The organism is Actinoplanes sp. NPDC049118 (assembly GCF_040648555.1).
GTDB lineage: Bacteria > Actinomycetota > Actinomycetes > Mycobacteriales > Micromonosporaceae > Actinoplanes.
This window is the reverse complement of record NZ_JBEZDY010000018.1, coordinates 1-25,234: the sequence shown is the minus strand read 5'-3', so window position 1 is coordinate 25,234 and position 25,234 is coordinate 1. Positions and strand designations below refer to the sequence as shown.

Annotated in this window: 14 protein-coding genes and 2 pseudogenes; 6 read left to right on the top strand and 10 right to left on the bottom strand. The window is 73.9% G+C overall.

The annotated features are described in order from the left end of the window. The first annotated feature begins 394 nt into the window (after positions 1–394). From AB0B58_RS26855 to AB0B58_RS26840, 4 genes are read left to right on the top strand one after another with little or no spacing between them, the layout of a single operon-like run. Positions 395–1,738 carry a hypothetical protein gene (locus tag AB0B58_RS26855; RefSeq protein WP_360229066.1) on the top strand — a complete coding sequence of 448 codons (1,344 nt, stop codon included), beginning with the start codon at positions 395–397 and terminating at the stop codon, positions 1,736–1,738. Beyond that, on the top strand, positions 1,735–4,014 hold the full coding sequence (locus AB0B58_RS26850; RefSeq protein ID WP_360229063.1) for a CHAT domain-containing protein: 2,280 nt from the start codon (positions 1,735–1,737) through the stop codon (positions 4,012–4,014). Before AB0B58_RS26855 ends, AB0B58_RS26850 begins: the two co-directional genes overlap by 4 nt. Then, positions 4,011–8,798 (top strand): hypothetical protein, encoded by a 4,788-nt coding sequence (locus AB0B58_RS26845; RefSeq protein ID WP_360229060.1) that lies wholly within the window; start codon positions 4,011–4,013, stop codon positions 8,796–8,798. The genes AB0B58_RS26850 and AB0B58_RS26845 overlap by 4 nt, the downstream gene beginning before the upstream one ends. Next, positions 8,795–9,823 carry a hypothetical protein gene (locus tag AB0B58_RS26840; protein ID WP_360229057.1) on the top strand — a complete coding sequence of 343 codons (1,029 nt, stop codon included), beginning with the start codon at positions 8,795–8,797 and terminating at the stop codon, positions 9,821–9,823. The genes AB0B58_RS26845 and AB0B58_RS26840 overlap by 4 nt, the downstream gene beginning before the upstream one ends. Before the next feature lie 193 nt (positions 9,824–10,016). Here the strand turns inward: AB0B58_RS26840 and AB0B58_RS26835 are convergent. The 4 genes and pseudogenes from AB0B58_RS26835 to AB0B58_RS26820 form a co-directional block, all read right to left on the bottom strand. Beyond that, positions 10,017–10,727, bottom strand: a pseudogene (locus tag AB0B58_RS26835) (M28 family peptidase); the annotation flags it as partial. 84 nt (positions 10,728–10,811) lie between these two features. Further along, a pseudogene (locus AB0B58_RS26830) lies at positions 10,812–11,243 on the bottom strand (PA domain-containing protein); the annotation flags it as partial. A gap of 431 nt (positions 11,244–11,674) precedes the next feature. Beyond that, on the bottom strand, positions 11,675–13,078 hold the full coding sequence (gene zwf, locus AB0B58_RS26825) for a glucose-6-phosphate dehydrogenase (protein WP_360229054.1): 1,404 nt from the start codon (positions 13,076–13,078) through the stop codon (positions 11,675–11,677). Between the two features lie 23 nt (positions 13,079–13,101). Next, on the bottom strand, positions 13,102–14,412 hold the full coding sequence (locus tag AB0B58_RS26820) for an NAD(P)/FAD-dependent oxidoreductase (protein ID WP_360229051.1): 1,311 nt from the start codon (positions 14,410–14,412) through the stop codon (positions 13,102–13,104). A 225-nt stretch (positions 14,413–14,637) separates the two neighbouring features. Here AB0B58_RS26820 and AB0B58_RS26815 point away from each other — a divergent pair, with 225 nt between their 5' ends. Together AB0B58_RS26815 and AB0B58_RS26810 are read left to right on the top strand one after the other, a co-directional pair. Next, the gene (locus AB0B58_RS26815) at positions 14,638–16,059 is read left to right on the top strand and encodes a cytochrome ubiquinol oxidase subunit I (RefSeq protein WP_360229048.1); all 1,422 of its coding nucleotides are present in this window, start codon (positions 14,638–14,640) and stop codon (positions 16,057–16,059) included. Then, positions 16,056–17,141, top strand: a complete 1,086-nt coding sequence (locus AB0B58_RS26810; RefSeq protein ID WP_360229045.1) for a cytochrome d ubiquinol oxidase subunit II — start codon at positions 16,056–16,058, stop codon at positions 17,139–17,141. The genes AB0B58_RS26815 and AB0B58_RS26810 overlap by 4 nt, the downstream gene beginning before the upstream one ends. Here the strand turns inward: AB0B58_RS26810 and AB0B58_RS26805 are convergent. The 6 genes from AB0B58_RS26805 to AB0B58_RS26780 form a co-directional block, all read right to left on the bottom strand. Next, positions 17,103–18,683 carry a GMC family oxidoreductase gene (locus AB0B58_RS26805; protein ID WP_360229042.1) on the bottom strand — a complete coding sequence of 527 codons (1,581 nt, stop codon included), beginning with the start codon at positions 18,681–18,683 and terminating at the stop codon, positions 17,103–17,105. The genes AB0B58_RS26810 and AB0B58_RS26805 overlap by 39 nt on opposite strands. Positions 18,684–18,767: 84 nt before the next feature. Beyond that, positions 18,768–20,216, bottom strand: a complete 1,449-nt coding sequence (locus tag AB0B58_RS26800) for an RICIN domain-containing protein (RefSeq protein WP_360229039.1) — start codon at positions 20,214–20,216, stop codon at positions 18,768–18,770. A 96-nt stretch (positions 20,217–20,312) separates the two neighbouring features. Continuing rightward, the gene (ptsP, locus tag AB0B58_RS26795; RefSeq protein WP_360229036.1) at positions 20,313–22,787 is read right to left on the bottom strand and encodes a phosphoenolpyruvate--protein phosphotransferase; all 2,475 of its coding nucleotides are present in this window, start codon (positions 22,785–22,787) and stop codon (positions 20,313–20,315) included. 5 nt (positions 22,788–22,792) lie between these two features. Then, positions 22,793–23,437, bottom strand: coding sequence for a dihydroxyacetone kinase subunit DhaL (gene dhaL, locus AB0B58_RS26790; protein WP_360229033.1), 645 nt, complete (start codon positions 23,435–23,437; stop codon positions 22,793–22,795). 11 nt (positions 23,438–23,448) lie between these two features. Then, positions 23,449–24,444 (bottom strand): dihydroxyacetone kinase subunit DhaK, encoded by a 996-nt coding sequence (gene dhaK, locus AB0B58_RS26785; RefSeq protein ID WP_360229030.1) that lies wholly within the window; start codon positions 24,442–24,444, stop codon positions 23,449–23,451. Positions 24,445–24,516: 72 nt separating this feature from the next. Continuing rightward, a complete protein-coding gene (locus tag AB0B58_RS26780) occupies positions 24,517–24,906 on the bottom strand; it encodes a hypothetical protein (protein ID WP_360229027.1) in 390 nt (129 codons plus the stop codon). Positions 24,907–25,234: the final 328 nt, after the last annotated feature.

Genomic DNA, 25,234 nt, shown 5'->3' with positions numbered 1-25,234 from the left:
CCGCGTCCTGGGGAGTACATGCTCGGCGATAAGTGAATTCGTCTCATGCTGTCCTCGACCCATGGTATTCCTCCAGCTCAGCCGGCCGACGATGCAATAAGCAGCGGTGCCGTCTTGCGGGCTTTCATGATGACTCATACGTGCCGCACGTGGCTATAGTTCGCCCACGACGGGTCCTCCGAATCATCGCCGGACGTCGATCGGTCTCCCCCGCGCCGGTCTGACCTGGTACTCAACCCACGCAGATGCAGTTGTCCACGCCGGAACGGCGGCCGAGCCGATCCGGAACGATTACCACGATCGTGGAACTGTCAAGGCCCGTCCCGGGTTATCGCACAAGCCGCCCGTCCTTCCCCTGTCCGGGTGAACCTAATGTCGTCGGGTGCACCCGTTGATGGCGACGGTCCGACTCGAGGAATCGATGGACGACTTGGATCTTCTCCGCGCCGAGTTCTCCGAATGGTTCGGCAATGCCCGTACGGTCGGAGTCCACGGCCAACATCAGACCCAGCTGCAGTCGCTGGGAAGTGTGCTGGAGCCCGCGTGCGCGGAGATCCGCGATCAGTTGCTGGCCCGCGACGGCGACGGTTCCGTCGGCGACGCCTACGAGCGGTGCCGCCGGGCCGACCAGCAGATCAACCTGCTGCGCCGGCTGTGGCGCTGGTACGCCGACCGTTTCGATCAACGCCACGACGACACCTTCGGGGACGCGCTGCGCGCCGCGGACGAGATCGTGTGGAGCAGCTGGCGCGAGATGTTCGGTCCCGCCGTGCACCCGGAAGGCCTCCCGCCCGCGCCGCTCGCCGCCATCGCGCCCGTGGACGTCGCCACGGCGAGTCCGCGTACCGAGGTGCCGCAGGAGCTGCGGGCGCCCCGCGATCCGTTGCTGGCGAAGTGGACGGCCGCCATGCCGATCCCCACGATCACGCTGCCGTCCGTGGTGGTGCGCCGCCCCTGGTGGCTCATCGTCGCGGTGCACGAGTGCGGCCATCAGGCACACGCCGAGGCGCTGCGGTCCGGGATCGCCATGGATGCGACCGGTCCGGCGCTGGCGGACGCGGCCGCCGCGGCGGGAGCGGGCATCGACGAGCAGGAGTCCTGGTCGTTGTGGGCGGGCGAGCTCGCCGCCGACGCGTGGGCCGTCACCCTGTGCGGCACGGCTCCGATCTGGTCGGTGATGGAGCTGGAACGCCGATCGGACGACCGGCTGCTGGAGTCGCCGGGCCGGGCGTACCCGCCTCCGCTCGTGCGCTGGGCGGTGGCGAACCTGGTCGCCGGCGGCCTCGGGCTGGGCGCCGCGGCGGACGAACACCGCGGGCTCGCCGACTCCTCGCCGTACGTCGGCCGGCTGCTGCAGCGGGCCCCGGCCGTCGCCGCGGCGCTGCTCGACACCCACCTCGGCACGACCACGCTGCGCCAGGTGGGCGCCGGCACGCCGCAGTGGCAGGTCGAGGCGCTGCGGTGGCGCACCGCCCTGCCCGCGAAGGCCGCGCCGTTCCCGCAGACCCGGGTGGAGTCCGCCCGGCTCTGCGCGGCCGGCGGTGCGCTCGTCTGGCAGGAGTCGGCCGGCAGGGCGTCCGGCGACGTGGCGGCGGAGCGCGCGCGGCTGGCCAGCCGGCTCCTCGACGTGCTGCCGAATTGCCGGCCGCCCGGGCGCAGGCGCGCGGCGCAGGCGACCAAGCAGGTGACCGCGGCGACCGAACTGGTCCTGGCCGACCTGCGGAGTGCCGGCTGGTGAGGATTCTCGTCGAGGCACACCGGATGGAGCCCGCCGAACAGCCGGGATGGTCGGTACGCATCGAGACGCCGGCGGCGGAACCGATGCTGCGGTTCATGCCCGCGCACATCGACAGCGACAAGCGGTGGTGGCCGATGCTCACCGCGGACGACGTCAGCAGGGCGCAGGCCTTCATCAAGCTCACCGAGCGCATCCTCGCCGCCGGCGGCGAGGGCGCCGACGACCCGGCGGCCCAGCCGGTGACCGTGGCCGACACCAGGGGGTACGGGCGCTACCTGCTCACCGTCCTGTTCGGCGAGGGCACCTGGCGCGGCGTGAACGAGTCCTGCGGGCGGAACAGGATCCTGGAGCTCGCGCTGCGGTTCCCGGCCGAGGACGCCGACCTGCACCGGCACCTGTGGGAGATGGTGCACGACGACGGCGACCCCGGCACGTTCCTCGGCGTCGACATGACCCGGCCGGTCGCCATCCTGCGGCAGACCGGGAACGCGCCCGCCCCGGCCGCGCCGCTCGGCCCGGTGACCGACGTGCCCCGCATGCTGTTCGGCGTCGGCGTGGCACTCAACGATCCCGAGGTACGCGCCGGCACCGAGGTGATGGGCATCATCCGCGGCCACGAGCGCCAGGGCAGCCTGCTCGACTTCCGCGTGCTCCCCCAGATGTCGCTGCACGACCTGGAGAACGAGCACCGCCGGTTCGCGCCGCACATCGTCCATATCGTGGCCCACGGCGCCTGGCGGCCGGCGCCCGGCCAGAACACCATCGCGCTGCGCGCCGAGTCCGGCGACACCGGCGGGGAGATCGCCGGCCACGTCAACGGCCGGCAGCTGTCGGCCGCCCTGCTCGACCCCATGCCGCCGCGGCTGGTCATCCTCAGCGCCTGCGAGACCGGGAAGGTCGACCTCGGCGGCGACGCGCTGGCCGCCGAGCTCGTCGACGAGGGCGTGCCGATCGTCGTCGCCATGACCGGCAGCATCTCCAACGCGGCGAGCCGGATCTTCGCGCGCGCGTTCGCGGAGGCGATCACCAACGGGGCCGCGCTGCCCGAGGCCACGACGAAGGCGCGGATCCGCACCTTCAACGACCCGGGCCAGATCAACGCGGCGACGATCGACTGGGCGCTGCCCGCGATCTTCGTCGCGCCGCACGTCGAGGAGGGCTTCCGGGTCGTCGACACGACGCGGGTGAAGCTGCTGAGAACCATCATGTTCAAGCTCGGCCTCGTGCTCGCCCCGGTGTTCTGCGCCCGCGAGGAGTTCTTCGGCTGGCTGAGCCGCCTGCTGGACCCCGGCGACGACCTGGCGGTGCTGCTCGCCAAGTCGCCGCAGCGGGAGTACCAGGTCGGCGGCTCGCGACTGCTGCGCGAACTCAGCGCCGCCACGCTGCGCGCCGGCCACGTGCCCTGCCACCTCGGGTCGTTCCCACCCGGCGTCATACCCCGCAACGAGGCGGCGCTGGCCCTCGAGATCATCGGCGCCATCGCCCGCACCCGGGCGAGTCTCGGGCTCGACGCCTACTTCGTCAGCGACACCCTCGCCGGCATCGAGGACGAGCTCGGCGACGCCGCACAGAGCAGCCGCAAACGCCCGGCGACGACCGAGGTACGGGCGATCCGGTTGAGATCCGACGTGCAGGGCTTCGACACCGAATGGATCCCGGAGGAGATCGCCAACTGGCTGCGGGTGGACCTGCTGGCCCTGGCCCGCGACGCCCGCACGCGGCATCCGTCGCTGTTTCGCGCCGACTGCCGGCCGGTGCTGCTGCTGGACGACGTGCATACCCTGACCGACGGGCCCCGGTACCTGAACGTGCTGCTGACCTCGGAGGGCGTACGGGCGGCGCTGAACCCGGAGGAGAACCGCGACAAGATCGCGGTGGTGCTGTTCACGAAGGACACGCCGGAGCTGCCGGGCGGCGGCGAGCCGTGGTTCGCCGGCCCGCAACGCCACCTGCAGGGCGCCGCGACCGCGCCCGTGCTGACCTTTCCCGACCTGGCGCGGCGCCGCAACGACCGGATCGACCTGCTCGCCTGGCGCTGGCTGCTGATGCACCCGGTGCCCGAGTTCGAGAAGGGCCCCCAGCAGGTCCTGACGCTGAAACCCGGCTGCGAGCGATCCTTCGAGGAGAAGGTGGACGAGACGACCAGGGACGCCACGACGGTCTACTCCCCGGAGCTGCTCAGCCGGCTCGCCGAGAAGAGCGAGCAGCTGCTCGCGGTGGCGGACGACGAACTGGCCCTGGAATCGTGGGCGGTCGGCGGCTGGGCCGACACGTGAGCGACGCCCGAGGCCCGGCCCCGGCGCCCGGACCGGCCGCCGGGCTGGACCCGCAGCCGATGCTGTGGCTCGCGCTGCCGCCGTACTGGACCGGGGAGGCGGCGCTGGCGGCCGGCTTTCCCGCGCCGCGGCTCGATCGACCACCCGGGCGGCACACCGCCGAGGACCTGGTGGCGTTCGTGACGGCGTCCGCGCAGCAGGGCCGGGCCGAGCGTCGCGGCGTGCTCACCGCCGACGCGATGTGGACGGCCGAGTTCTGGTGCCCGCCCGCCCGGCGGCGCATCGAGCTCGAGGCGGCCATGGACCGCTCGGGCCGCCAGGCCGTGGTGTCCGAGGCGCGGCGCATCGCCGGCCTGCTGACCCGGCTCGACCTCGACCTGCCGCTCGCCCCGGTGGTGCAGCACTGGGCGAGACTGATGCTGGCCGACGACGCGGACCGCCCCGATCAGGGCTTCCTGAACACCGTCCGGAAGCTCTGCCGGGCCGGCCGCCGCGATGAGGCGCGCGAGCACATCGTCGCCGCCGAGGCGCTGGCGCCGATCGCCTCCGAGGGGATGCAGGAGGCCATCGAGGCCGCGCACCGGCTGGTGCACCTGGCCAACCGTCGCTCGCACGACCGGAAGACCCTGGAGAGCTACCAGCCCCGCGCCGAGTGGAGCGCCCGCCTGCGCCGGCTGCTCGCCTCGGAGGGCTCCGAGCACTGGGCGATGCACCTGGTCGGGCTCGGCGGCACCGGCAAGACCTCGTTCGTGCGGTACGTCGCGTCCGGCGGATTCGCCGCCGACTGCGCGGTCGCGAACCTCACGGTCGCCCGGGTCGACTTCGACCACCTGAGCCCCGCCTATCCGGCGCAGCGACCGGTGCATCTGCTCGTGGAGCTCGCCGACGAGCTGGCGCAGGACGCCACCACCGCCGAGGGTGAACGCGCCCTGGCCGCCTTCTACCACTGGGCGCGCAGGGCGAACGCCGCCGCGGCCCGATCGGACGACACCGCGGAGCCGGTGGCGAGGGCGGTCGAGGCGTTCGCCGGGCTCCTGCGCACGGTGCCCGGCCCGGCGCTGCTGATGCTGGACACCTGCGAGGAACTGTCGAAGTTCGATCCCGCGGGAACGACGGACGCCGCGCTCGAGACCACGTTCGACCTGTTGGCGAGGGTGCACGCCGCGGTGCCCACGCTGCGGGTGCTGCTGTCCGGCCGGCGGCCCCTGTCACCCACCGGGCCCGCCTGGCGCAGGCTGGAGACGATGCCGGCCCTCGGCTTCCGCCGGGACGAGGCGGTCGCCTTCCTGGGCCGCGGCCATCTCGGCGCCGTCATGCCCACCGACCTCGCCGAGGCCGTCCTCGCCCTGTCGCCCGAGCTCGGCCGGCCGCGGCCCGGCGAGGCGCGGTTCAGCCCCTACGATCTGGCCCTCTACTGGCGCTGGTGGGCCGCGGAGAAGAACATCACGGCGGCCGACCTGCGCCGCTCCGGGAAGGCCGCCTACGTCGAGGCACGCATCGTCAACCGGCTGCACGGGTCGCTGACCGCCTGGCTGCCGGGCGTAGCCCTGCTCGGCAGATTCGATCATCGGATGCTGGCGCCGGCGCTGCCGGAGCGGGCCGACGCCGCCGAGGTGGTGCACGAGCTGGCGCAGCAGGAGTGGATCGACACCGACACGGACCCCGCCAGCCGGGCCCTGATCCTCGAGGTCGACGCGCCGCTGCGGGAGCTGCTGCTGGAGTGGGCCAGGACCTGTGAGCCGGCTCTGCTCGAGTCCTCGCGCCGGGCGCTGGCCGAGGCGCTCGCCGACCGGACCGCGTCGCTGCCCCTCGAACAGATCAGCACCGCGCACGTGCTGTCCGCGCTGCGGCTCGCCACCGTCGACGAGGCGGTGCTGCTGTGGGAGCGGCTCGAGGCCCGGATGTCCGACGCGCACGACTGGGCCTGGATGGCCCAGGTCTGCCCGCGGATCCTCGGCGCGGCGCGCGAGGGCCCCGACGCCGGTACCCGCCCGGACGTGCAGGAGGGCGTCGCCGGCAACAGCCTGCTCGTCGCGGCCGTGCGCGCGACGGCCATCGCGCTGGGGCTGCGCCGCGGCGCCGGTCTCGATCCGGCCGCCGCCTGGCGGGAGGTCGAGGCCTCGGTGGGCGCCCGCGGCGGCGCGATCGCGCGACGGCTTCGGATCCGCGCACGGCTGGGCCGCGCCGGGGCCACGATCGGATCGGGGCGGGCCCCGGGGACCGCGGCCGCGGTCGAACACCTGGCGCGGCTGATCCACGACGCGATGGACTTCCCGGGGCAGTTGGACGGCAGCGTGGTCGCGGTGGTGGAGGCGGCCGCCGACCACCGGGCGCCGCACGCCGGCCCGGCACCGATCGTGGCCGCCGCCGAGCGCTGGTCGGCCCTGACCCGCGATCCCCTGGTGCGGACCATGCTGCACGTCGCCCGAATCCGGCTGCTGGGGCAGCCGGTCACGGACGCCACGATCGACATCGCGCCGCCCGGCCCGGGCGGCGGACGGTGGGCGGACTGGCGCGCCCCGTCGAACCCCGCCACCCGCGTGCACCTGTACGAGGCCTGGGAGGCCTACGTGCAGGCCCGGCCGCTGCCCTCGTTGCCGCTGCGCCGGTGGGAACGCGCGGCCGAGGACGACCTGCGGTCGATCGACGGCGAACGGCTGCTGTCGCAGTGCCTTCAGCTGCGCCTGGGCTACGGGACGGTCCGCCGCGAGCGCCTCGACGGGCTCCGGCTGCTGGACGTGCACGACGCCGGCCGGCACGGCACCCGGCGCATCCACGACCAGGTACCCGCCCTGTTCGTGAGCATCAGCGAGGGCTACCTGATGCTCGGCGACCCCGACTCGGCGCAACGGGTGCTCACCCAGCGGCTGCGCGACGCCGGAACCGACCGCCGCGCCGAGCGGATCCGGCACGTCGCGCAGGCGGCGCTGCTGCGGCTCGCCCGGCGGCTGCGCGACCGGCGCCCGGTCGCGCTCATCGGGCCCGGCGCCGCCCAGGGGCCCCGCTGGGCCGCCGACGCGCTGATCGACGGCGTCGCACCGCCGGACGGCCACGATCCGGAGCTGCGCCGGTGGCACGAGCGCTGGCAGGCGTCGTTCGCCGATGTGACGACGGGACTGGTGCGGGTGCCGCCACCGCCGCACCTGACCGGCGGTGCCGCCCTGGACGGGGAACTGGTCGAGTCGCTGCGCGCCGATGCGGCGGAGGCCGAACGCGTGGGCACCGGCCTGGGACTGGGCGCGGTGCGGCGCCTGGCCGATGCGCTGGAGCCGGGGCATGCACCCGAACGGCTCGAGCAGGACTGGCCGCTCACCCGGGTACGGACGGCGCTCGCGGCGGCGACCACCCTCGACGACCTGCACCGGCGACTGCCGCCGGTGCCGCCCATGTACCTGGCGCTGACCGGCCTCGAGCTGGGCGAGCTGCGGGCGATGCGCGACCCCGGCGGTGCGCTCGCGCTGCTGACGCTGGCCGCCGAACGCAGCGCACCGCGCAGTCCGGTGATCGCGCTCCAGGCGATCACGCTGCTGGCCCTGGCCGTCGTGCACCGCGGCGACGACGGCACCCGGCCGGCACCGAAGCAGATCGTCCTCGACCTCAACGCCGCCTACGAGCGCATGCGCGAACACGCCGGCGGCGACGCGCTGCCGCCGTGGGAGGAGCTCATCGACTCACCCTCGGTGCTCACCGGGCCCTGGCACGGGTGGCTCGAGCGGATCAGGGTCGCGGTCGCCGGGCTCGCCCGGGGGGACGGCGGCGCGCCACCGGCGACCCCGGTGGACGGCCCGGTCGAGCTGTATCCCGGCCGGTTCGGTCCCCCGCAGCCCCAGGCGCCGGCACCGCAGCCGCCACCCGAGCGGCGCGCGGGGTTGCCCGCCACGCTCCGGGTCGCGGACCGCGCCCAGCTGACGATCCTGGCCGCGGCCGTGCGCCCCGCCGGCGCCTCGCGGGTCTCCGTCACGGTGCGTGCCCGGCCCCGCCGGATCGAGGTGAGCGTGGACCGCCTGCCGGCCGCCTGGCAGCCCGAACCGCCCGGCGTCCTCGAGCGCGGCGTGCGGCGGATGCTGGGCGGCCGCCCGCACGGCGTCGTCGCGATGGCGCCCGGCGATCTGGTGCCGGCCCTGCCCGACCTGGTACGCGACGTGCTGCTGGTCCGCGGCCCGCGCACGCTCGTCGGCCGGCTCCTGGTGCCGCCGGGCGACCAGGTCCGGTTCTGGGAGGCGGAGATCACGGCCCGCCTCGGCGTGGGTGCCGAGGTCAGCGGCCCCCGGTGGTTCCGCGAGTGGCGCCACCGGGTCCCGGCCGGGCCGGCGCCGTGCTGGCGTCCCGATCGCCCGGCCCTCGGCGACGGCGACGGCCCCGCGGCGGTGGTGCACCTCATCGGACAGCCCGCGCCGGGCCTGCCCGGGTTCCACGCCGACGCACCGCCGGCGGCCGACCCCGTCGTCGTCATGCCGGCCGGGCTGGCGCGGCGCGGGGCCGCCCTCGTGGTGGTGCAGGGCCGCGCGCACCCCGACCTCGCGACCACCGACCCGGTACGCGACATCGAGGCGCTGCGGTTCGCGGTGCGCTGCATGGACGCCGGCGTGCGGGCCCTGCTGCTGGTGCCGGCGCTGCCGGCGTCCGCCGAGCCCGCGATGGCCGGGCACATCGCGGCGCTGGCCGCCCGGCACACCGCGCCGAGCCACCCCGACCTGGTCGACCTCGCCGCCGACGTGCGCCGGGCGCTCGGCCGGGACCCGGGACACGTCGTGCTGTTCCTGAGTGAAGGAGAGAACCGATGAGCGCCGTGCACAGGATGACCGACCGGGTCCGCCGGTGGTGGGGAACGGAGTCCGAGCATCTCGTCTACCACTTCATCGCCGCACCGGCGGCCGCGCGGCCCGTCACCCGCGACACCTACGTGCGGCTCTGGCTCACCGACATGTTCCTCGCCGACGCGCGCCGCCAGGCGGCGGACGTGTTCCCGGCGCTACGTGCATCGGTCACGCTGTCCTTCGCCGGTGGCTTCGGCGCCACGAAGTCGACCGTCCTGCAGTCGCCGCCCGGGCAGGAGGCGCCCGGGCCGCGCTCCGGGAGCCTGACCGGCTGGCTGCCGTACGCCGGCGGAACCGTCGCGGTGCAGGCCTGCCTGTACTCGGTCAAGGCCAACGACGCGCTGCGGCTCGCGCTCGACATCGTCGGCGGTTTCGCGTCCCTGGTCGCCCCGTCGGTGTCGGCGCTGGCGGGAATCGGCGAACAGGTGGCCGCCGGCATCGACAAGGTCGAGTCCGCGATCGAGGAGGCCGGCGACAGCCCGGTCCTGCTGCTGGACAAGGAGTACGCCGGTGCCGGCGCCACCGTGGACCGGCTCGCGCCCGGGCACATCGTCGTGATCAACACCCCGGCGCGCGACTTCGACGTGGACAAGCTCGACCTGGTCTCCGGCGGCCTGCGGTACCAGGGCGCCCCGCTGGACGGCGTGGACTACCTCCTGATCGAGATCCAGTCGGTCCGTGAACGCGACGACTGGGCGTTCCCGGAGCTCGACGAGCTGCTGCGGGCGGCCAAGGAGGCGCAGCTGCGCCACGAGACCAACCGCTTCGAACGGCTGCGCGACGAGTTACTGGTCCGCATCTACACCTCGCCGGACCTGACGCCGGGCGACCAGCGCCGGGTGGCCACCACGATGAGGGCGGAGCTGGACGACGCCGCGCTGGGCGCGGCCGCCCGCGACGAGGCCGTCTCGATCGCCGGCCTGATCGAGCGCCGGGGCCTGCCCCCGGCGGAGGCGGTGGCGAACCTGACCCTGCCGGAGCTGCTGAGCTGACCCGGGACGCGGACCGGGGCCTCCCGTGCGGGAGGCCCCGGTTCCGTGCTCGTGCCGGGCGTCGTCGTTACCGGGTCCAGTCACCCTGTGCGGTCCGCACGGGCGTCGGCGCGGCGGCCGCCGACAGCGTCGAAGCCGCGGCGGGGCGCGGCGGGATCGACGAGGTGTCGTACGCGAACGTCGCGACCGCCGTGGCGACGGCGTCGGCGTTCTTGTCGATGGCGAACGTGTTTACGTTGCCGAACAGCCGGTACACCCGCCGGAGCTGGGCGTAGACCGCGGCGTCGGCGCCGTTGCGCTCGGGGGTCAGGCTGTCGCAGGGTGCGTGGTAGCACGGGTCGTACTGCTGGCCCGCGATGCCGCCCCAGAGCGCGACGTCCGCCTCGGTCTTGACCACCTCCGCGCCGGTGAACAGGCCGCCGGCCGGGATGCCGGTCGCGATGAACGGCCCGTAGTCGGAGCGGCCGGTGAAGTCCGCCGCCGCGGTGGCCTGGCGCTGCGAGGCGAAGTAGGCCTGAAGGACGCCCTCGATCTGCGCCGATCCGGCCGGCCCGGGACCCGCGCCCTCGGCGGCCGAGTCGTCGCCGTCGTACACGCCGAAGGTGTAATTGGGCGAGCCGATCATGTCGAAGTTCAGGTACAGGGCGATCTTGGCGTGCTCGGCGTCGCTGAGGTTGTTCACGTAGAACGTCGATCCGGAGAGGTTGGACTCCTCGGCGCCCCACCACGCGAAACGCACCTTGTTCTTCGTCTTGAAGTCCCGCATCTGCAGCGCGACCTCGAGGATGCCGGCGCTGCCGGAGCCGTTGTCGTTGATGCCCGCCGTGTCCGGTTCGGAGTCGAGGTGTGCCCCGACCATCACCACCTCGTCGGGGTTGCCGTGGCGCGACTCGGCGAAGACGTTCTCGGTGTCGCGCACCTCGGCGATGGTCTCGGTCGTGATTGTCACGTTCAGGCCCGGCGTGCCGGCGAACGCGACGCCCTGCGGGTACGAGATCGAGACGGCGGGGATGCCGACCGGGTTGCCCAGCGTGCCGAAGAAGAGATCCTGGCGATCCGGCCCGGTCGTGTTGCCCTGGTTCATGACGATCGCCCCGATCGCCCCGGCGGCCTCGGCGTTCGCCACCTTCTGGCCGAACGGGCACGTGCCGCGCTGCAGCAGCGCGATGTTGCCCGCCACGCCGGCGAAGTCGGTCGCCTCGCAGCCCGACGTGCTGGTGTTCGGCGTCGTCAGCTGCAGGTCGACGGGCACGACCGCGCCGGTCGCGGTGCCGTCGCCCGAGCAGTCCAGGACGTCGTAGTCCTGCTGGTCCACATAGGTGGTCGGGGTCGGTGCGTTCTGGACGAAGGACGAGCCGCTGTCCTCGCAGAAGTTGAACTGGAACGGCTGGCGGGTGACGCGATATCCCGCCAGGCGCATCAACGTCGCCACATAGTCCGCGCTGCGGTCGTACCCCGGCGTGCCGGACGCCCGGTTGCCGCCGCTGTGCGACGCGATCGCCTGCAACGCCGTGAGGTGGCGCAGCACGCCGCCGAGGGTGACGGATTTGGTGAGTTGTTTGACTCGGTTGCCGCTGGACGTCGCCTGCGCGGGGCCGGCGACGACGAACGCCCCCAGCAAGACCGCCACGGCGGCGATGCCGCCCAGACGTCGTCGTGACGAGCGAGACACCACGATGTGTTCTCCCCTCCGGAAACGATGGTTCCGACATCCAGCAACCTAGATTCGTCACCGAAAGTACGTAAGGGGTCACACGGCCCTCCCCCACCGTCCGATTCGGACCTCGGGGGCGACCGACCGTCTCGTCTGCCGCAACTCGCACCGTACGGGCTGAAACCTATTGGAATACCTCAATCCCTCCCGGTCGTCCACGGGCCGCGCCAGCCGCCGACGTCGGCCGTCAGCGCCTCCGCCGCGGCCGGGCCCCACGAGCCCGGCGCGTAGGGCTGCACCGGCGGCGGCGAGTCGAGCAGCGGCTGGAGGATCCGCCAGGTCTCCTCGACGCCGTCCTGCCGGGTGAAGCGCGTGCTGTTGCCGGCCATCGCGGCCCGCAGCAGCACCTCGTACGGCGCCGGCTCGTCCCCGCCCTGCTGCGCGAACTCCATGTCGAGGGTGATCGGCTCGGGAAGGGGCGACTCGGTCCGGTGCGCCTCGAGGCGCATCTGGATGCCGGTCGACGGGTCCAGCTTGATCACGAGGTCGTTGCGGTCGGGGCTCCACTCGCCGCGCGGCCGCAGCCCGAGCCGCGGCGGGCGCTTGAACACGAGCCGGAACTCGGTCTGCGTGACCGGCATCAGCTTGCCGGTCCGGATGAAGAACGGGACGCCGGACCAGCGCCAGTTGTCGACCTCCAGGCGCAGCGCCGCGTAGGTCTCGGTGGTCGAGTCCGCGGCCACGCCGGGCACGTCGCGGTAGCCGTCGTGCTGACCGCGGACGTACCGGGCGGGGTCGGCGTCGACCACGGCGCGCCAGAACGCGACCTGGGCGTCCTTGATCGAGTCGATGCCGCTACCGGCCGGTGGCTCCATGGCGCCGGCCGAGAGGACCTGCATGAGGTGGTTGACGACGACGTCGCGCAGGGCGCCGACCGGGTCGTAGAAGTGTCCGCGGTCGGCGACGCCGAAGCTCTCGGCCATGGTGATCTGCACGGACTCGACGTAGTTGCGGTTCCACGCCGGTTCGAGCATCGTGTTGGCGAACCGGAGGTACAGCAGCTCGTCCAGGCCCAGCTTGCCGAGGAAGTGGTCGATGCGGAACAGCTGAGCCTCGTCCACGTGCTCGTGCATCTCCGCCGCGAGCGCCCGCGCGGACTCCAGGTCGTGGCCGAACGGCTTCTCGACCACGATCCGGCCGTCGCGGATCAGGCCGGCGTCGCCCAGCCCCTGCGCGACGCGGCCGAACAGGAACGGCGGGATCTCCAGGTAGTACACCGGCGTCCGGGCGCCGCCGATCGCGTCGGCCACGGCGGCGTACGTGGCCGGGGCGGCGAAGTCGCCGGCGAGGTAGCTGGTGCGCGCCAGGAACCGGTCGAACACCTGATCGTCGATCTTCTCGCCGGCACCCTCGATCGCCGCGCGGGCGTGCGTGGCGAGGTCCTCGCGGCTCCAGCCGTCGACGGCGACCCCGACGACCGGGCAGTCGAGCAGATCGCGGGCCTCCAGCCGGTACAGGGCCCGGAACGTCATCACCTTGGCCAGGTCCCCGGTGATGCCGAAGATGACCAGGACGTCCGCGGAACGTGGATCGCTTGCCATGAAGCCGCCTTTCTCGCAGCCGCCTACGGGCTGCTCCAGTCGATGCGTGGTACATCCACGGCGGAGGGGTGCAACAGCTTGGCCGAGCGGTGCGCCGGCCGCAGGTAGAACTCCTCCGCCCAGGCCAGGAACGCGCGAAGCTCCGCACCCGTGTTCGCCAGCAGTTGTGCGTGCACGCCGAGCCACGCCGTGAACGCGAGCCGGCCGTCCAGCTCGTGCCGGCGTGCGCCGATCTCCGCGACGGCGGCCTTGCGGCCGATCATCGCCATGATCCCCTTGTCCTGGTAGTGGAACGGTTGCCGGTTACCTCCCTCGAGGTCGGCGATGATGTTCCCGGCGGCCCAGTCGCCGGCCTGCTGCGCGACGCTGCCGAGCTGCGGTAGCAGCGCGCCGTCGCGGTCGGGAATGTTGGCGACGTCCCCGACCGCGTACACGGCGGGGAAGCCGGGCACGCTCAGGTCGGCGTCAACGTCGACCCGCCCACCGCGACCCTGCGGCAGGCCGGACTGCCCGGCGAGCGGCACCGCCTGCTCGCCGCCGCCCCAGATCGTCAGGCGGGTCGGGACGCTGGTGCCGTCCCCCAGCACCACCCGGTCGTGCGCGACCTCCTTCACGGCCGTTCCGAGGCGCAGCTCGACGCCGCGGCGCCGCAGCTGGCGTGCCGCGTAGTCGTGCGCCTCGGCGGAGAACGCGCCGAGCACGGCGTGCCCGTGATCGACGACGATCACCGTGGCCCGGGCCGCGCTGAGCTGCGGGTGGACGTGCGGCATGACGTCGTGCGCGAGTTCGGCGACGGCACCGGCGATCTCCACGCCGGTGGGCCCGCTGCCCACCACCACGAAGGTCAGCGCTCCCTCGTCGATCAGCTCGGGCTTCGCGGCGGCCTCGCGGAACAGCTCCAGCAGCCGGGCCCGGATGCGTTCGGCGTCGGAGAGGCTGTAGAGCGGGAACGCGTACCGCTCGGCGCCGGGGGTGCGGAAGAAGTTCGGGGTGGCGCCCGCGGCGAGCACGACGGCGTCGGCGGCGAGGGTGGTGCCGTCGGCCAGCGTCACCGCCGGCGCGCCCGGGTCGAACGCCGCCACCTCCGCGGTGCGCGCCTCGATGTTGTCGTGCCGGGCGAACATCGCCGCCAGGTCGAACTGGATGTCGCGCGGCGTGAGCTCGGCGGTGGCGACCTGGTACAGCAGCGGCTGGAACTGGTGCCGCCCGGTCCGGTCGAGCAGGGTGACCCGGGCGCGGGGCTCGCCGGCCAGACGCTTCGCGCAGGCCACACCGGCGAACCCGCCGCCCACCACCACGACGTGCGCCTGGGCAGGCCGGCCTGCCTCGCCCATTCGGATGCCCCCTCGCGCCGCGATGTCGTCGGCATCAGCGTCGAACACGGGACGCGGCGACACGTCATCCCCGGTGGATGAGATCCGGGCGGCGCTCCGGCGGTCCGCCCGCGCGGTTCATCCGGCCCGGACGATGCCCACGTCCGGCACGGAGGCGACGGTGTGTGCAGACGATGCCGAGCCGACCAGCCAGCGGTCGGCCACGCGGTAGGGAGGGGCTTCACCTTGAGCGGCCTGAGGATGCTTGCCGAGCCGATCCTCGCGGAGCCCGCCCAACTGCTGCCGGCGCGCCAGCAGATGGCGTTCACCCTGATGTTCCACATCATCTTCGTGCCGATCGGGGTGGCGCTGCCGGCCCTGATGCTGATCGCCAACTACAAGGGCCTGCGCGGCAACGACACCGTCGCGCTCAAGCTGGCCCGGCGCTGGTCGCACGTCGCGGCGCTCACCTTCGCGGTGGGTGCGGCGTCCGGCACCGTGCTGTCGTTCGAGATGGGCCTGCTGTGGCCCGGCCTGACCGGCCGGTTCGGCGAGGTGTTCGGCATACCGTTCGCGATGGAGGGCGTCGCGTTCTTCCTGGAAGCGATCCTGATGGCGGTGTACGTCTACGGGTGGCGGCGGCTGCGGCCCTGGACGCACTTCTGGCTCGGGCTGCCGATCCCGTTCGTCGCGCTGGCGGGGACGTTCTCCATCATCTCGGCGAACGCCTGGATGAACACGCCGGCCGGGTTCACCGTCGCCGCCGACGGCAGCATCACCGACATCGACCCGGGCGCCGCCATCCTCACCGACGCGCTGCCGTACGAGCTGTCGCACTTCGTGCTGGCGGCGTACATGGCCGCCGGCTTCACCGTGGCGTCGGTGTACGTCGTCGGCTGGCTGCGGGGCCGCCGCGACCGGTACCACCGGCTGGGCATCCTGATCCCGCTGACGGTCGCGGCGATCGCGACCCCGCTCCAGCTCGGCGCCGGCGACCTGGCGGCCGTCGGTGTCTTCCAGGACCAGCCGGCGAAGTTCGCCGCCATGGAGGTGGTGACCGAGCCGGGCAGCCATCAACCGGAGATCCTGTTCGGCCGGTACGACAGCGAGACCAACACGGTGCGGGGTGGCATCAGGATTCCCGGGCTGAACTCGTGGCTGGCCGGCGGCAGCACCGACACCTACGTGCCCGGCCTGTCGGAGATGCCCCCCGACGAGCGGCCCTCCAACGTCAACATCGTGCACTGGGCGTTCGACGTCATGGTGGGCATCGGGACCGTGCTGCTCCTGCTGGTGGTGTGGTTCGTGATCGCGTACTGGCGGCGGCGCGACGTGCCGCACTCCCGGCTGTTCCTGTGGGCCGCGGCCGGCTCGGGCGTGCTGACCTACGTCGCCGTCGAGGCCGGCTGGATCGTCACCGAGGTCGGCCGCCAGCCGTGGGTGGTCTACGGCCACCTGCGCACCGAGGACGCGGTCACCCAGGCCGACGGCGTCTGGGTGAGCTTCACCGTCATCGTGGTCCTCTACACGCTCGTCGGCGCCGCGACCGTCGCCACGCTGCGCGCGATGTCGCGGCGGTGGCGCCGCGACGACGAGACGCCGGACGACGCCGTGCCGTACGGGCCGCGGCCCGCCGTCGCGCCCGAGGACGAGGCGGCGGCGCGGTGAACACCGCCGAGGCCGTCGCGGTCATCATGGTCCTCGCGATGACGCTGTACGCCTGCTCGGGCCTGGCCGACTTCGGGGCCGGGCTGTGGGACCTGACGGCCGGCGGCCGGGAGGGCGGCCGGCGGCCCCGGGCGCTTATCGACGCCGCGGTCACGCCGGTGTGGGAGGTCAACCACATGTGGCTGGTCTTCATGCTGATCCTGTGCTGGACCGCGTTCGGGCCCGCCTTCGCGGCGATCATGACGACGCTGTTCGTGCCGCTCACGCTGGCCGCCGTGGGGATCGTGCTGCGCGGTGCGAGCTTCGCGGTGCGCAAGGATGCCGCCCGCACCGGCGCCCGGCACCTGGCCGGATGGCTGTTCGGGCTCGGATCGGTGCTCACCCCGTTCTGCCTGGGGCTGACCCTGGGCACCCTGATGACCGGCCGGGTGCCGCTCGCCGGCACGGGGTCGGCGCCGACGGCGGAGCCGGACTGGCTGACGGTCACCGCGGTCCTGGTCGGGCTGCTGGCGGTCGCCACCGGCGCGTTCGTCGCCGCCGGCTACCTCGTGGCCGAGGCCGGCCGGCGGGGCCTGCCGGCGCTGGCCGCCTGGTTCCGGGCCAGGGCGCGCGTCGCCGGCGCCGCCGGCCTGGTGCTGGGCATCGCGGCGCTGACGGCGCTCCGCTTCGACCAGCGGCGGATGTTCGACCTGCTGGTCGGGCGCGGCTGGCCGCTGCTGACGATCGGCGTGCTGGCGCTCGGCGCGACGTTCTGGCTGGCCGGGCGGGGAGGGGGCCGGGGCCGGGGCACCCGCCCGGCCGCCGTGGTGGGCGTTGCCGCGCTGGTCTGGGCCTGGGCGGTGGCGCAGTACCCGTACCTGCTGCCGTTCACCCTGACCATCGAGCAGGGCGCCGGCGCGCCCGCCACGATGCGCTGGGTACTGGTGTGGTTCGGCGTGGCGGTGCTGCTGGTCGGGCCGGCCCTGGTCCTGGTGTACACCCTCGACCAGCGCGACCGCCTGGGCGAGGACCCCACCACCGCGCGTGAGGAGCCGCCGCTCGGCTCAGGCGAGCCGGCCGGCCAGGTGGTCACCGACCCGTAGGGCGTTGGCGATGGCCGTCAGCGACGGGTTCACCGCCCCGATGCTCGGGAAAAAGCTCGTGTCGACCACGTACAGGTTGTCCAGGTCGTGGGCCTTGCAGTTGACGTCGAGCGCGGAGCTGCCCGGGTCGGTGCCGAACCGGACGGTGCCGGCCTGGTGCGCGGTGGCCCCGATCGGCATTCCCTTGTGCAGGTAGACGCTGTGGTCGAGCAGGTGCCGTTCCTGCATCCCCAGCCTGCCCAGCATGCCCTGCAGCTTGCGCCGCAGCCGGTGCAGGCCCTCGACGTTGTTCTTCTCGTCGAGGGTGAGGCGGATCTGCCCGTCAGCCTCGAGGGTGACCCGGTTGTCCGGCCGCGGCAGGTCCTCGCCGCAGAGCCAGAAGTCGACGGCGTGGTGCGCGAGCACCTCGAACGGCATCTCGGGCGACACCCGCCCGGCCCAGCGGGGCGCGTTCGCCTTGATCTGCTCCGCGTCGCTCTTGCCGAGCATCTGGATTCCGCCGAGCGGGTAGTCCCAGTCGTCGGCGCCGAGGTACCAGTCGTTCATCGCCAGGGTCTTCTGGAACCGGGTCGGGTTCGGCTCCTTGGAGACGCCCATGAGCGCCAGGTTGTTGTGCCGCATGTAGTGCCGGCCGACGACGTCCGAGCTGTTGGCCAGCCCGCGCGGGTGCCGGTCGTTGGCCGAGCGCAGCAGCAGCGCCGCCGAGTTGATCGCGCCACAGGCGACGACGACGATGTCCGCGCTCAGCCGCACGGTCGTCCCGTCGCCGAGTTCGGTGACGACGGCCGTCACGCTGCGGCCGGTCGGGTCGGTCTCCAGCGTGCGCACGTCGGCGTTCAGCATCAGCTCGAGGTTGGGGTGTGCGGCCAGCGCCGGGTCGACGCAGATGACCTGCGCGTCCGACTTGGCGCCGACCAGGCAGGGGAACCCGTCGACCCGATCGCACCGCATGCACACGCTGTCGTGGGTGGCCTGGCCGTCCTCGTCCTGGGTCAGGTTCACCCCGATCGGCAGGTGGAACGGGTGCAGGCCCTGCTTCTCCAGGTCGTCGCTGAGCTGCTGGATGCGCGGCTCGTGCCGCACCGGCCCGAAGCGGTACGGCGCGCTCGCCGGGCCCTCCGTCGGGTCCTCGCCGTGCCGGCCGTGCACCAGGTAGAGGTGCTCCGCCTGCGTGTAGTACGGCTCCAGGTCGGCGTAGTCGATCGGCCAGGCCGGGGAGAGTCCGCCGTGGTGGCGCAGCTCGCCGAAGTCCTGCGGCCGCAGCCGGAACAGCGCCGCGCCGTAGAACTTGGTGTTGCCGCCGACGTAGTAGTTCACCTCGGGCGGGAACTCGTTGCCGTGCCGGTCGAGCCAGAACTCCGGCGCCCGGTACTTGCCCTTGACGAAGACGGCGGTCGACTCCCAGTTGTCGCGTTCCCGGGGCAGGTAGGTGCCGCGTTCGAGCAGCAGGATGCGCCGGCCGGTGGAGGCCAGCCGGTGCGCCAGGGTTCCACCACCGGCGCCGGTTCCGATCACGATCACGTCATACGACTGGTCCGACACGAGAGCCTCTCCAGGGACAGCGGGCACGTTCCTCAAACCTGGATGACCAAGGCCGCGATCACCTCATCCCGACCGGATGACGTCCTATGGCGTACGGCCGAGCCACTGCTGGTTGGTGCCCGCGCCGCAGGCGTACTGGATGAGCCGGACGCCGTCGGCGGTGCCGCCGCTGATGACGTCGAGGCACCGGCCGCTGTGGCGGGCCACGAACCGCTGGTACCCGCCGCCGGCGTCCTGGACCTGCCACTGCTGGTTGGTGCCCGTACCGCAGGCGAACTGCACGACGCGGGCGTTGTCGGCGGTGGACCGGTCGGCCACGTCCAGACACTTGCCGCTGTGCCGGGCCTCCAGCTGCATGTAGCCGTTCCCCAGGTCGACGCGCCGCCACTGCTGGTTGAGGCCGGCGCCGCAGGCGTACTGGATGATCTCGGCGTTGTCGGCGGCCGACGCGCCCACCACGTCCAGGCACCTGCCGGAGTGTCGCGCCACCACGTTGAGGTAGGAGCCCGGCGGCCCGGTCACGGTGCCGGCCGCCGCGTCGATGACCAGCGACGGGTAGTAGTCCAGCGCCATGGTGGTGGAGCTCGGGAAGCGCAGCGGCAGCCAGACGTAGCGGGAGTCGTTCACCGTGCCGCCCAGGGAGTTGCCCCACCGGTCGCCCAGGTACAGGTACGAGGTGGCCGACGTGCCGGCGATCGCCAGCACGTACGCCGTCTGCGAGCCGTAGGCGGTCGCGTCGCCGGCGTTGCGCCAGGCGCTCCAGGTGCCGGTGATGGAGGTGGTCGAGGAGTACTTCTGCTGGTTGGGACTCCAGCCGGTGGCGCCGGAGGTCAGCATGAAGTAGACGCCGTTGCGCTTGAACAGCGCCGGCGCCTCCCGGACGGCGCCGGGCCAGCTGCGGACCAGGGCGGCGACGCCGGTGTAGTCGGCGGTCAGCTGGTAGACGTTCAGGTCGGCGTTCTCGTTGGCCGCCGAGACCATGTAGCCGGTGCCGTCGTCGTCGACGAAGGTGGTGATGTCCCGCGACATGTGCGTGCCCAGCGGCCGGAAGCTGCCCCGGTAGGAGTAGGCGCCGTCCACGGTGCTCGACACCGCCACCGCGGCGCGGGCCTGCCCGTAGTCGGTCGCGGTCTCCTTGTGCATCCACATGACGAACTGCCCGGTCGCGGCGTTGTAGATCACCTTGGGGCGCTCGATGTTGGCGGACGCCAGCTCGCCGGCGGACGCGCTGGTGAGCACGTGATTGCGGAACTCCCACGTCCGCAGGTCGCTGGAGCGGTACGCGGAGACGTACCGGAAGGTGTTGTCGGCGTTGCGGTTCTCGCCGAACCAGTAGTGATAGCCGCCGACCTTGATCATGCCGCCGCCGTGCGCATGCACGACGGCGCCCGTGGTGTCGGTGAACCGGGTCGCGTTGGTGACGGTCACGGCGGCCGCGCGGACGGGTCCGCCGGTGACGGCGAGGACGGTGACGCTCGTCGCGAGCGCGGCCACCAGCGTCGCGAGCCGATGCCGGTTCGGTGTGACACCCATGGGAACGCCCTCCGGGGCAACATACTGATGCAGGTCTATGTGACCGTTAACACAGATTGCCCGCGTGTTTCCCGTCTGTCAACGGCCCGGCCCTCGCTACCCGCGGCCGTCCGCCGCGAGCAGGTCGCGGACGGCCGCGGCATCCGCGAGATCCAGGGCCCGCGCCGCGGCCGCGGCGGCCTCGGCGAGGACGGTGGCGCGGACGGCCTCCTTGACGCCCGGCACCGACCGCGGCGCCACGCTCAGCTCCCGCACGCCGAGCCCGATCAGCAGCGGCACCGCCGCCTCGTCCCCGGCCAGCTCGCCGCAGACCGCGACCGGGACCCGGCCGCCGGCGCCCCGGCACACCGCGTCGATGAGCCGGAGCACGCCGGGATCCGTGCCGTCGGACAGGCCGGCCAGCGCGGCGTTGCCGCGCTCGGCGGCCAGCGCGTACTGGGCCAGGTCGTTGGTGCCGATGCTGACGAAGTCGACGTGCGGCGCGAACGCGGCGGTCTTCAGCGCGGCCGCCGGCACCTCCATCATCATCCCGACCCGCAGGCCGGACGGGGTGCCACCGCCGGCGCGCGCGAGTGCTTCGTCGAGCATCCGGCGCGCGCGCAGCACCTCGGGCACGGTGCTGACCATGGGAAACATGACGCTAACCGGCACCTCGCGCGCCAACCGGACGATCGCCAGCAGCTGTTCGCGGAGCAGTTCCGGGTGCTCTAGCGAATGCCGGATGCCCCGCACGCCCAGGAACGGGTTGTCCTCGGCGGCCGCCGGCACGTACCGCAGTGGCTTGTCGCCGCCCACGTCGAGCGTGCGCACGGTGATCCGCCGCCCGCCGAGCGCGTCCGCGATCTCCCGGTAGGCGGCCAGCTGCTCCCCGGCGTCCGGCGCCGCGTCGCGGCCGAGGAACAGGAACTCGGTGCGCACGAGTCCCGCCAGGTCGGCGCCGTGATCGGCGGCGGCGCGCGCGTCCGCCGGCGATCCCACGTTCGCGCCGACGGCGACGGGCACGCCGTCGCGGGTCATGGCCGGCGACCCGGCGCGCGCCCTCGCGCGTTCCCGGCGCGACGCCTGCTCGGCGGCCCGTCGCCGGAACGTGGCCAGCACCGGGCCGAGCGGCGCGACGACGACCTCGCCGGTTCCGCCGTCCAACGCGACCGGTGTGCCGTCGGGAACCTCGAGCACCCGCGCGCCCAGGCCGACGACCGTGGGGACCCCGCGGGCGCGCGCGAGGATCGCGCCGTGCGACGTCGGGCTTCCGTACGCGAGCAGGACGCCCGCCACCCGGGCGGTGTCGAGACCGGCCGCCTCCGCCGGGGTGAGATCGGGTGCGATCAGCACGCCGAAACCCGGCGGCGCCCCGGCGGAGTCCCCGAGCAGGGCGCGCAGCACCTGCGCGGCGACCGCGCGGACGTCGGCCTCCCGGGCGCTGAGGTACGGATCGGCCAGCGCGCCGAACTCGGCGGCGATCCGGTCCGTGGCCGCCGACCAGGCCTGCGGGGCGGGCGCGCCGCCGCCGAGCCGGGAGCGCACGTCGGCGAGCAGGTCGGCGTCGCCGAGCAGCAGCAGGTGGGCGTCGAAGATCGCCGCGTGGGCGTCCCCGGCCTCGCGGGCCGTGTCGGCGCGGACCCGGCGCAGGTCCCGCCGGGCCGTCGCCAGGGCGTCCTCGATCCGGTCCCATTCCGCCGCCGCGCCCTGGGACGCGACGTCGGGGATGGTGGGCGCGGACGCGTGCGGGTGCCGGGCGGGACCGATTGCGATCCCCGGCGACGCCGGCCGCCCGAACCCTCCCACCTCCGCCACGAAGCCGTTCCCGGCGCCCGCCTCCGCGCGGGCGTCCGCGGCGGGCTCCCCGGCGTCCGCCTCGTCGAACGCGCGGGCGGCGAGCGCCACGACCCGGTCGACGGCCTCCCGCGCCTGTGCTCCCGACGCGCGCACCTCGAGCTCGTGTCCGTGCAGCGCGCCGAGGGTCGCGACGCGGGAGAGGCTGGACGCGGACACCCACGGCGATCCGGTGCCGCGGTTGCGGATCTCCACCTCGGCGTCGTACCCGGCGACCTGGGCGACGAGCCGCGCCGCCGGGCGCGCGTGCAGGCCGTGCGGGTTGGTCACGGTGAAGGTGGCGGACGGGCCGGTCCCGATGCCGCCACCGGACGCCGGTTCCACGCCGGCGGCCGGCGCCAGGTGGGACTGCTTGCCCGCCATCGCCGCAGTGGCCTCGTCGGAGACCTCCCGGCGGCCGGCGCCGGACGCCGCGGTGACGGCGGCGGCGACGAGGCCCTCTACCAGCGGCGCCGGGCAGAGCACGACCCGGTCGCGCAGGTCCTCTTCGAGCAGCTCGAGCGCGAGCTCGGCGGAGAGCACCGCGCTGCCCAGGTCCATGAGGACGACCACGCCGTCGCCTCGGTCGGCGGCGGCGACGGCGTCCGCGATGGCGACCGCGTCGGTGCCGAACGTCGTCTCGTCGAGGCCCGCGGCGACCTCGATCGGTGCCGGCTCGCCGTGCACCATCTCCGCCGCGAGGGCCACCGCGGCGCGGGCCAGCGCGCGGCTGTGGCAGACCACGACGAGGCCGACCACCGGCGTCAGGCCCCGTCGGCCAGCGCCGTCGCGGCGGCCGTCAGCAGCAGCGTCACCGACGTCGCGCCGGGGTCCTGGTGCCCGGCGCTGCGCTCGCCGAGGTAGCTGGCGCGGCCCTTGCGGGCGATCATCGGGATCGTCGCCGCCGTGCCCTCCTCCGCCGCCCGGACCGCGGCCTTCAGCGCCTCGCCGAGATCCCGGCCGGCGGCGAGCGCGGCGTCCAGCGCGTCCACCGCGGGAGCCAGCGCGTCGTACATCGTCTTGTCGCCGGCCTCGGCCCTGCCCCGCGCGACCACCCCGTCGAGGGCCGCCCGCAGCACCCTGGCGCAGTCCTGCGCGTCCAGGGCGCCGGCGGCGCCGGCCGCCGCGGCCATGCGCAGGAACGCGGTGCCGTACAGCGGGCCGCTGGCGCCGCCGACAGTGCTGATCAGTGTCATGCCGGCGCGCTTGAGCAGCATCGCCGGGGTGCCGGCGTCCTCGCCGTCCAGCGCCTTGAGCACGGCGGTCATGCCGCGGTCCATGTTGGCGCCGTGGTCGGCGTCCCCGATCGCGGAGTCGAGCTCCGTGAGCAGGTCCCGGTTGGCCGCGACCAGCCGGGCGAACTCCCTCATCCAGGCCGCGAGGGCCGGGGTTCCCACCGTGTAGGTCATCTCCGGGGGGATCACCACCGCAGCGCCGGGGTCCGCACCGGCGCGTCCCACAGCCGCAGGATCTCGTCGTCGGCCTTGACCAGGGTGACCGAGCACCCGGCCATGTCGAGGCTGGTGATGTACGAGCCGACAAGCGTACGGGCGACGGTGACCCCCGCCTTGGCGAGGATCGTCGCGATCTCGTGGTACATCACGTACAGCTCGATCATCGGGGTGGCGCCCATGCCGTTGACGAAGGCGATCACCCCGGCGCCGCCGGTGAAGTCGAGATCGCCGAGGATCGGACCGACGAGCATCTCGGCGACCTCGGCGGCCGACGCCGTCGGCACGCGGCGGCGGCCCGGCTCGCCGTGTATGCCGATGCCGATCTCCATCTGGCCGTCCGGGAGCTCGAACGTGGGCTTGCCGGCGGCCGGCACCGTGCAGGACGTGAGCGCCATGCCCATGCTGCGGCCGTTGGCGTTGACCGTGCGGGCGACGTCGGCGACCTCGGCGAGGGACCTGCCCTGCTCCGCGGCCGCACCGGCGATCTTCTCGACCAGCACGGTCACCCCGACGCCCCGGCGCCCGGCCGTGTACAGGCTGTCCTGCACCGCCACGTCGTCGTCGGTCACCACGGAGGCGACGGCGACGTCGGTGTCCGCCGCGGCGATCTCGGCCGCCATCTCGAAGTTCATGACGTCGCCGGTGTAGTTCTTGACGATGTGCAGCACCCCGGCGCCGCCGTCGACGGCCTTGGTCGCGGCCACCATCTGGTCCGGCACCGGCGAGGTGAAGATCTCGCCGGCGCAGGCGGCGTCCAGCATGCCGGCGCCGACGAACCCGGCGTGCAGGGGCTCGTGGCCGGACCCGCCGCCCGAGATCAGGCCGACCTTGCCCCGTACCGGGGCTTCGGCGCGGTAGACGATGCGGTTCTCGTGGTCGACGCGCAGGTCCGGATGGGCGTCGGCGACGCCGCGGAGCGCGTCGGAGACCACGTTCGCCGGGTCGTTGATGAGCTTGTTCATCGGTGGCTCCTCGCTGTGTGCCGGAGGGACGGCCTGCCACTCCACAAGCTACGCCGACCACCGGACGGGCGCTCAGGCTCCGCGCAGCGGCCGGAAGCTTTCCAGCACCGCCGTGAGTTTCTGCAGGTTGGCCGCCCAGGCCGCCCGCGTGGTCCGCCACTCGATGCGGTAGGTGTAGCCGTCGACGACGACGAACTGCGCCATGGCGCGTGCCGGGACCGACGCGCGGTCGCGGAAGGTGTACTCCCAGACGGCGCCGGGCGTCCGGGGCAGCGCCTCGATCCGGACGCGCCGGTACGCCGGAAGCGTGACCTGCCGTTCCTCGTCGATCAGCGCCGCGACGAGGTCCGCGGCGCCGGGCTTCCACCGGCTGATCCGCAGGCTCGCCCGCCCGCCGGGCGCGGTGAGGGACCGGGTTCCCCGCGCGTCCCGGCCCTCGGCCCAGCCGCTCGGTACGGCCACCGAGAAGCCGCTCGGATCATCCCACCACTCAAAGCCGCGCGGCAGGACGAAGGGCGCCGGCGGCGGGCCGGCCTCGGCCGTCGGCGCGGCCTGTGCCCGCCGGGCACTCCCTCCGTCGTCCGCCGGCGGGCGGCGGCCGGCCGTGCCGGCCAGGGCGGCGAACGCCAGAAGGGCGGCGGCCGCCGCGGCGGCCGCCGTCAGGGATCCGCGTGCCCGGGTCCTCGTCCGGGCCGGGCCCCCCCGCCCCGCCGGGCGGCCCCCCGCGGGGGCCCGGGGCCCCCCCCCCCCCCCGCCCCCCCCCCCCGCCGCCCGGGCCCCGACCGCGGCC

What these genes read in the sequence shown, in the direction of transcription:
- dhaK (WP_360229030.1), bottom strand. Translation starts at nt 24,444, where the DNA reads ATGAACAAGCTCATCAACGACCCGGCGAACGTGGTCTCCGACGCGCTC.
- AB0B58_RS26800 (WP_360229039.1), bottom strand. Translation starts at nt 20,216, where the DNA reads ATGGGTGTCACACCGAACCGGCATCGGCTCGCGACGCTGGTGGCCGCG.
- AB0B58_RS26855 (WP_360229066.1), top strand. Translation starts at nt 395, where the DNA reads ATGGCGACGGTCCGACTCGAGGAATCGATGGACGACTTGGATCTTCTC.
- zwf (WP_360229054.1), bottom strand. Translation starts at nt 13,078, where the DNA reads ATGGCAAGCGATCCACGTTCCGCGGACGTCCTGGTCATCTTCGGCATC.
- AB0B58_RS26840 (WP_360229057.1), top strand. Translation starts at nt 8,795, where the DNA reads ATGAGCGCCGTGCACAGGATGACCGACCGGGTCCGCCGGTGGTGGGGA.
- AB0B58_RS26820 (WP_360229051.1), bottom strand. Translation starts at nt 14,412, where the DNA reads ATGGGCGAGGCAGGCCGGCCTGCCCAGGCGCACGTCGTGGTGGTGGGC.
- dhaL (WP_360229033.1), bottom strand. Translation starts at nt 23,437, where the DNA reads ATGACCTACACGGTGGGAACCCCGGCCCTCGCGGCCTGGATGAGGGAG.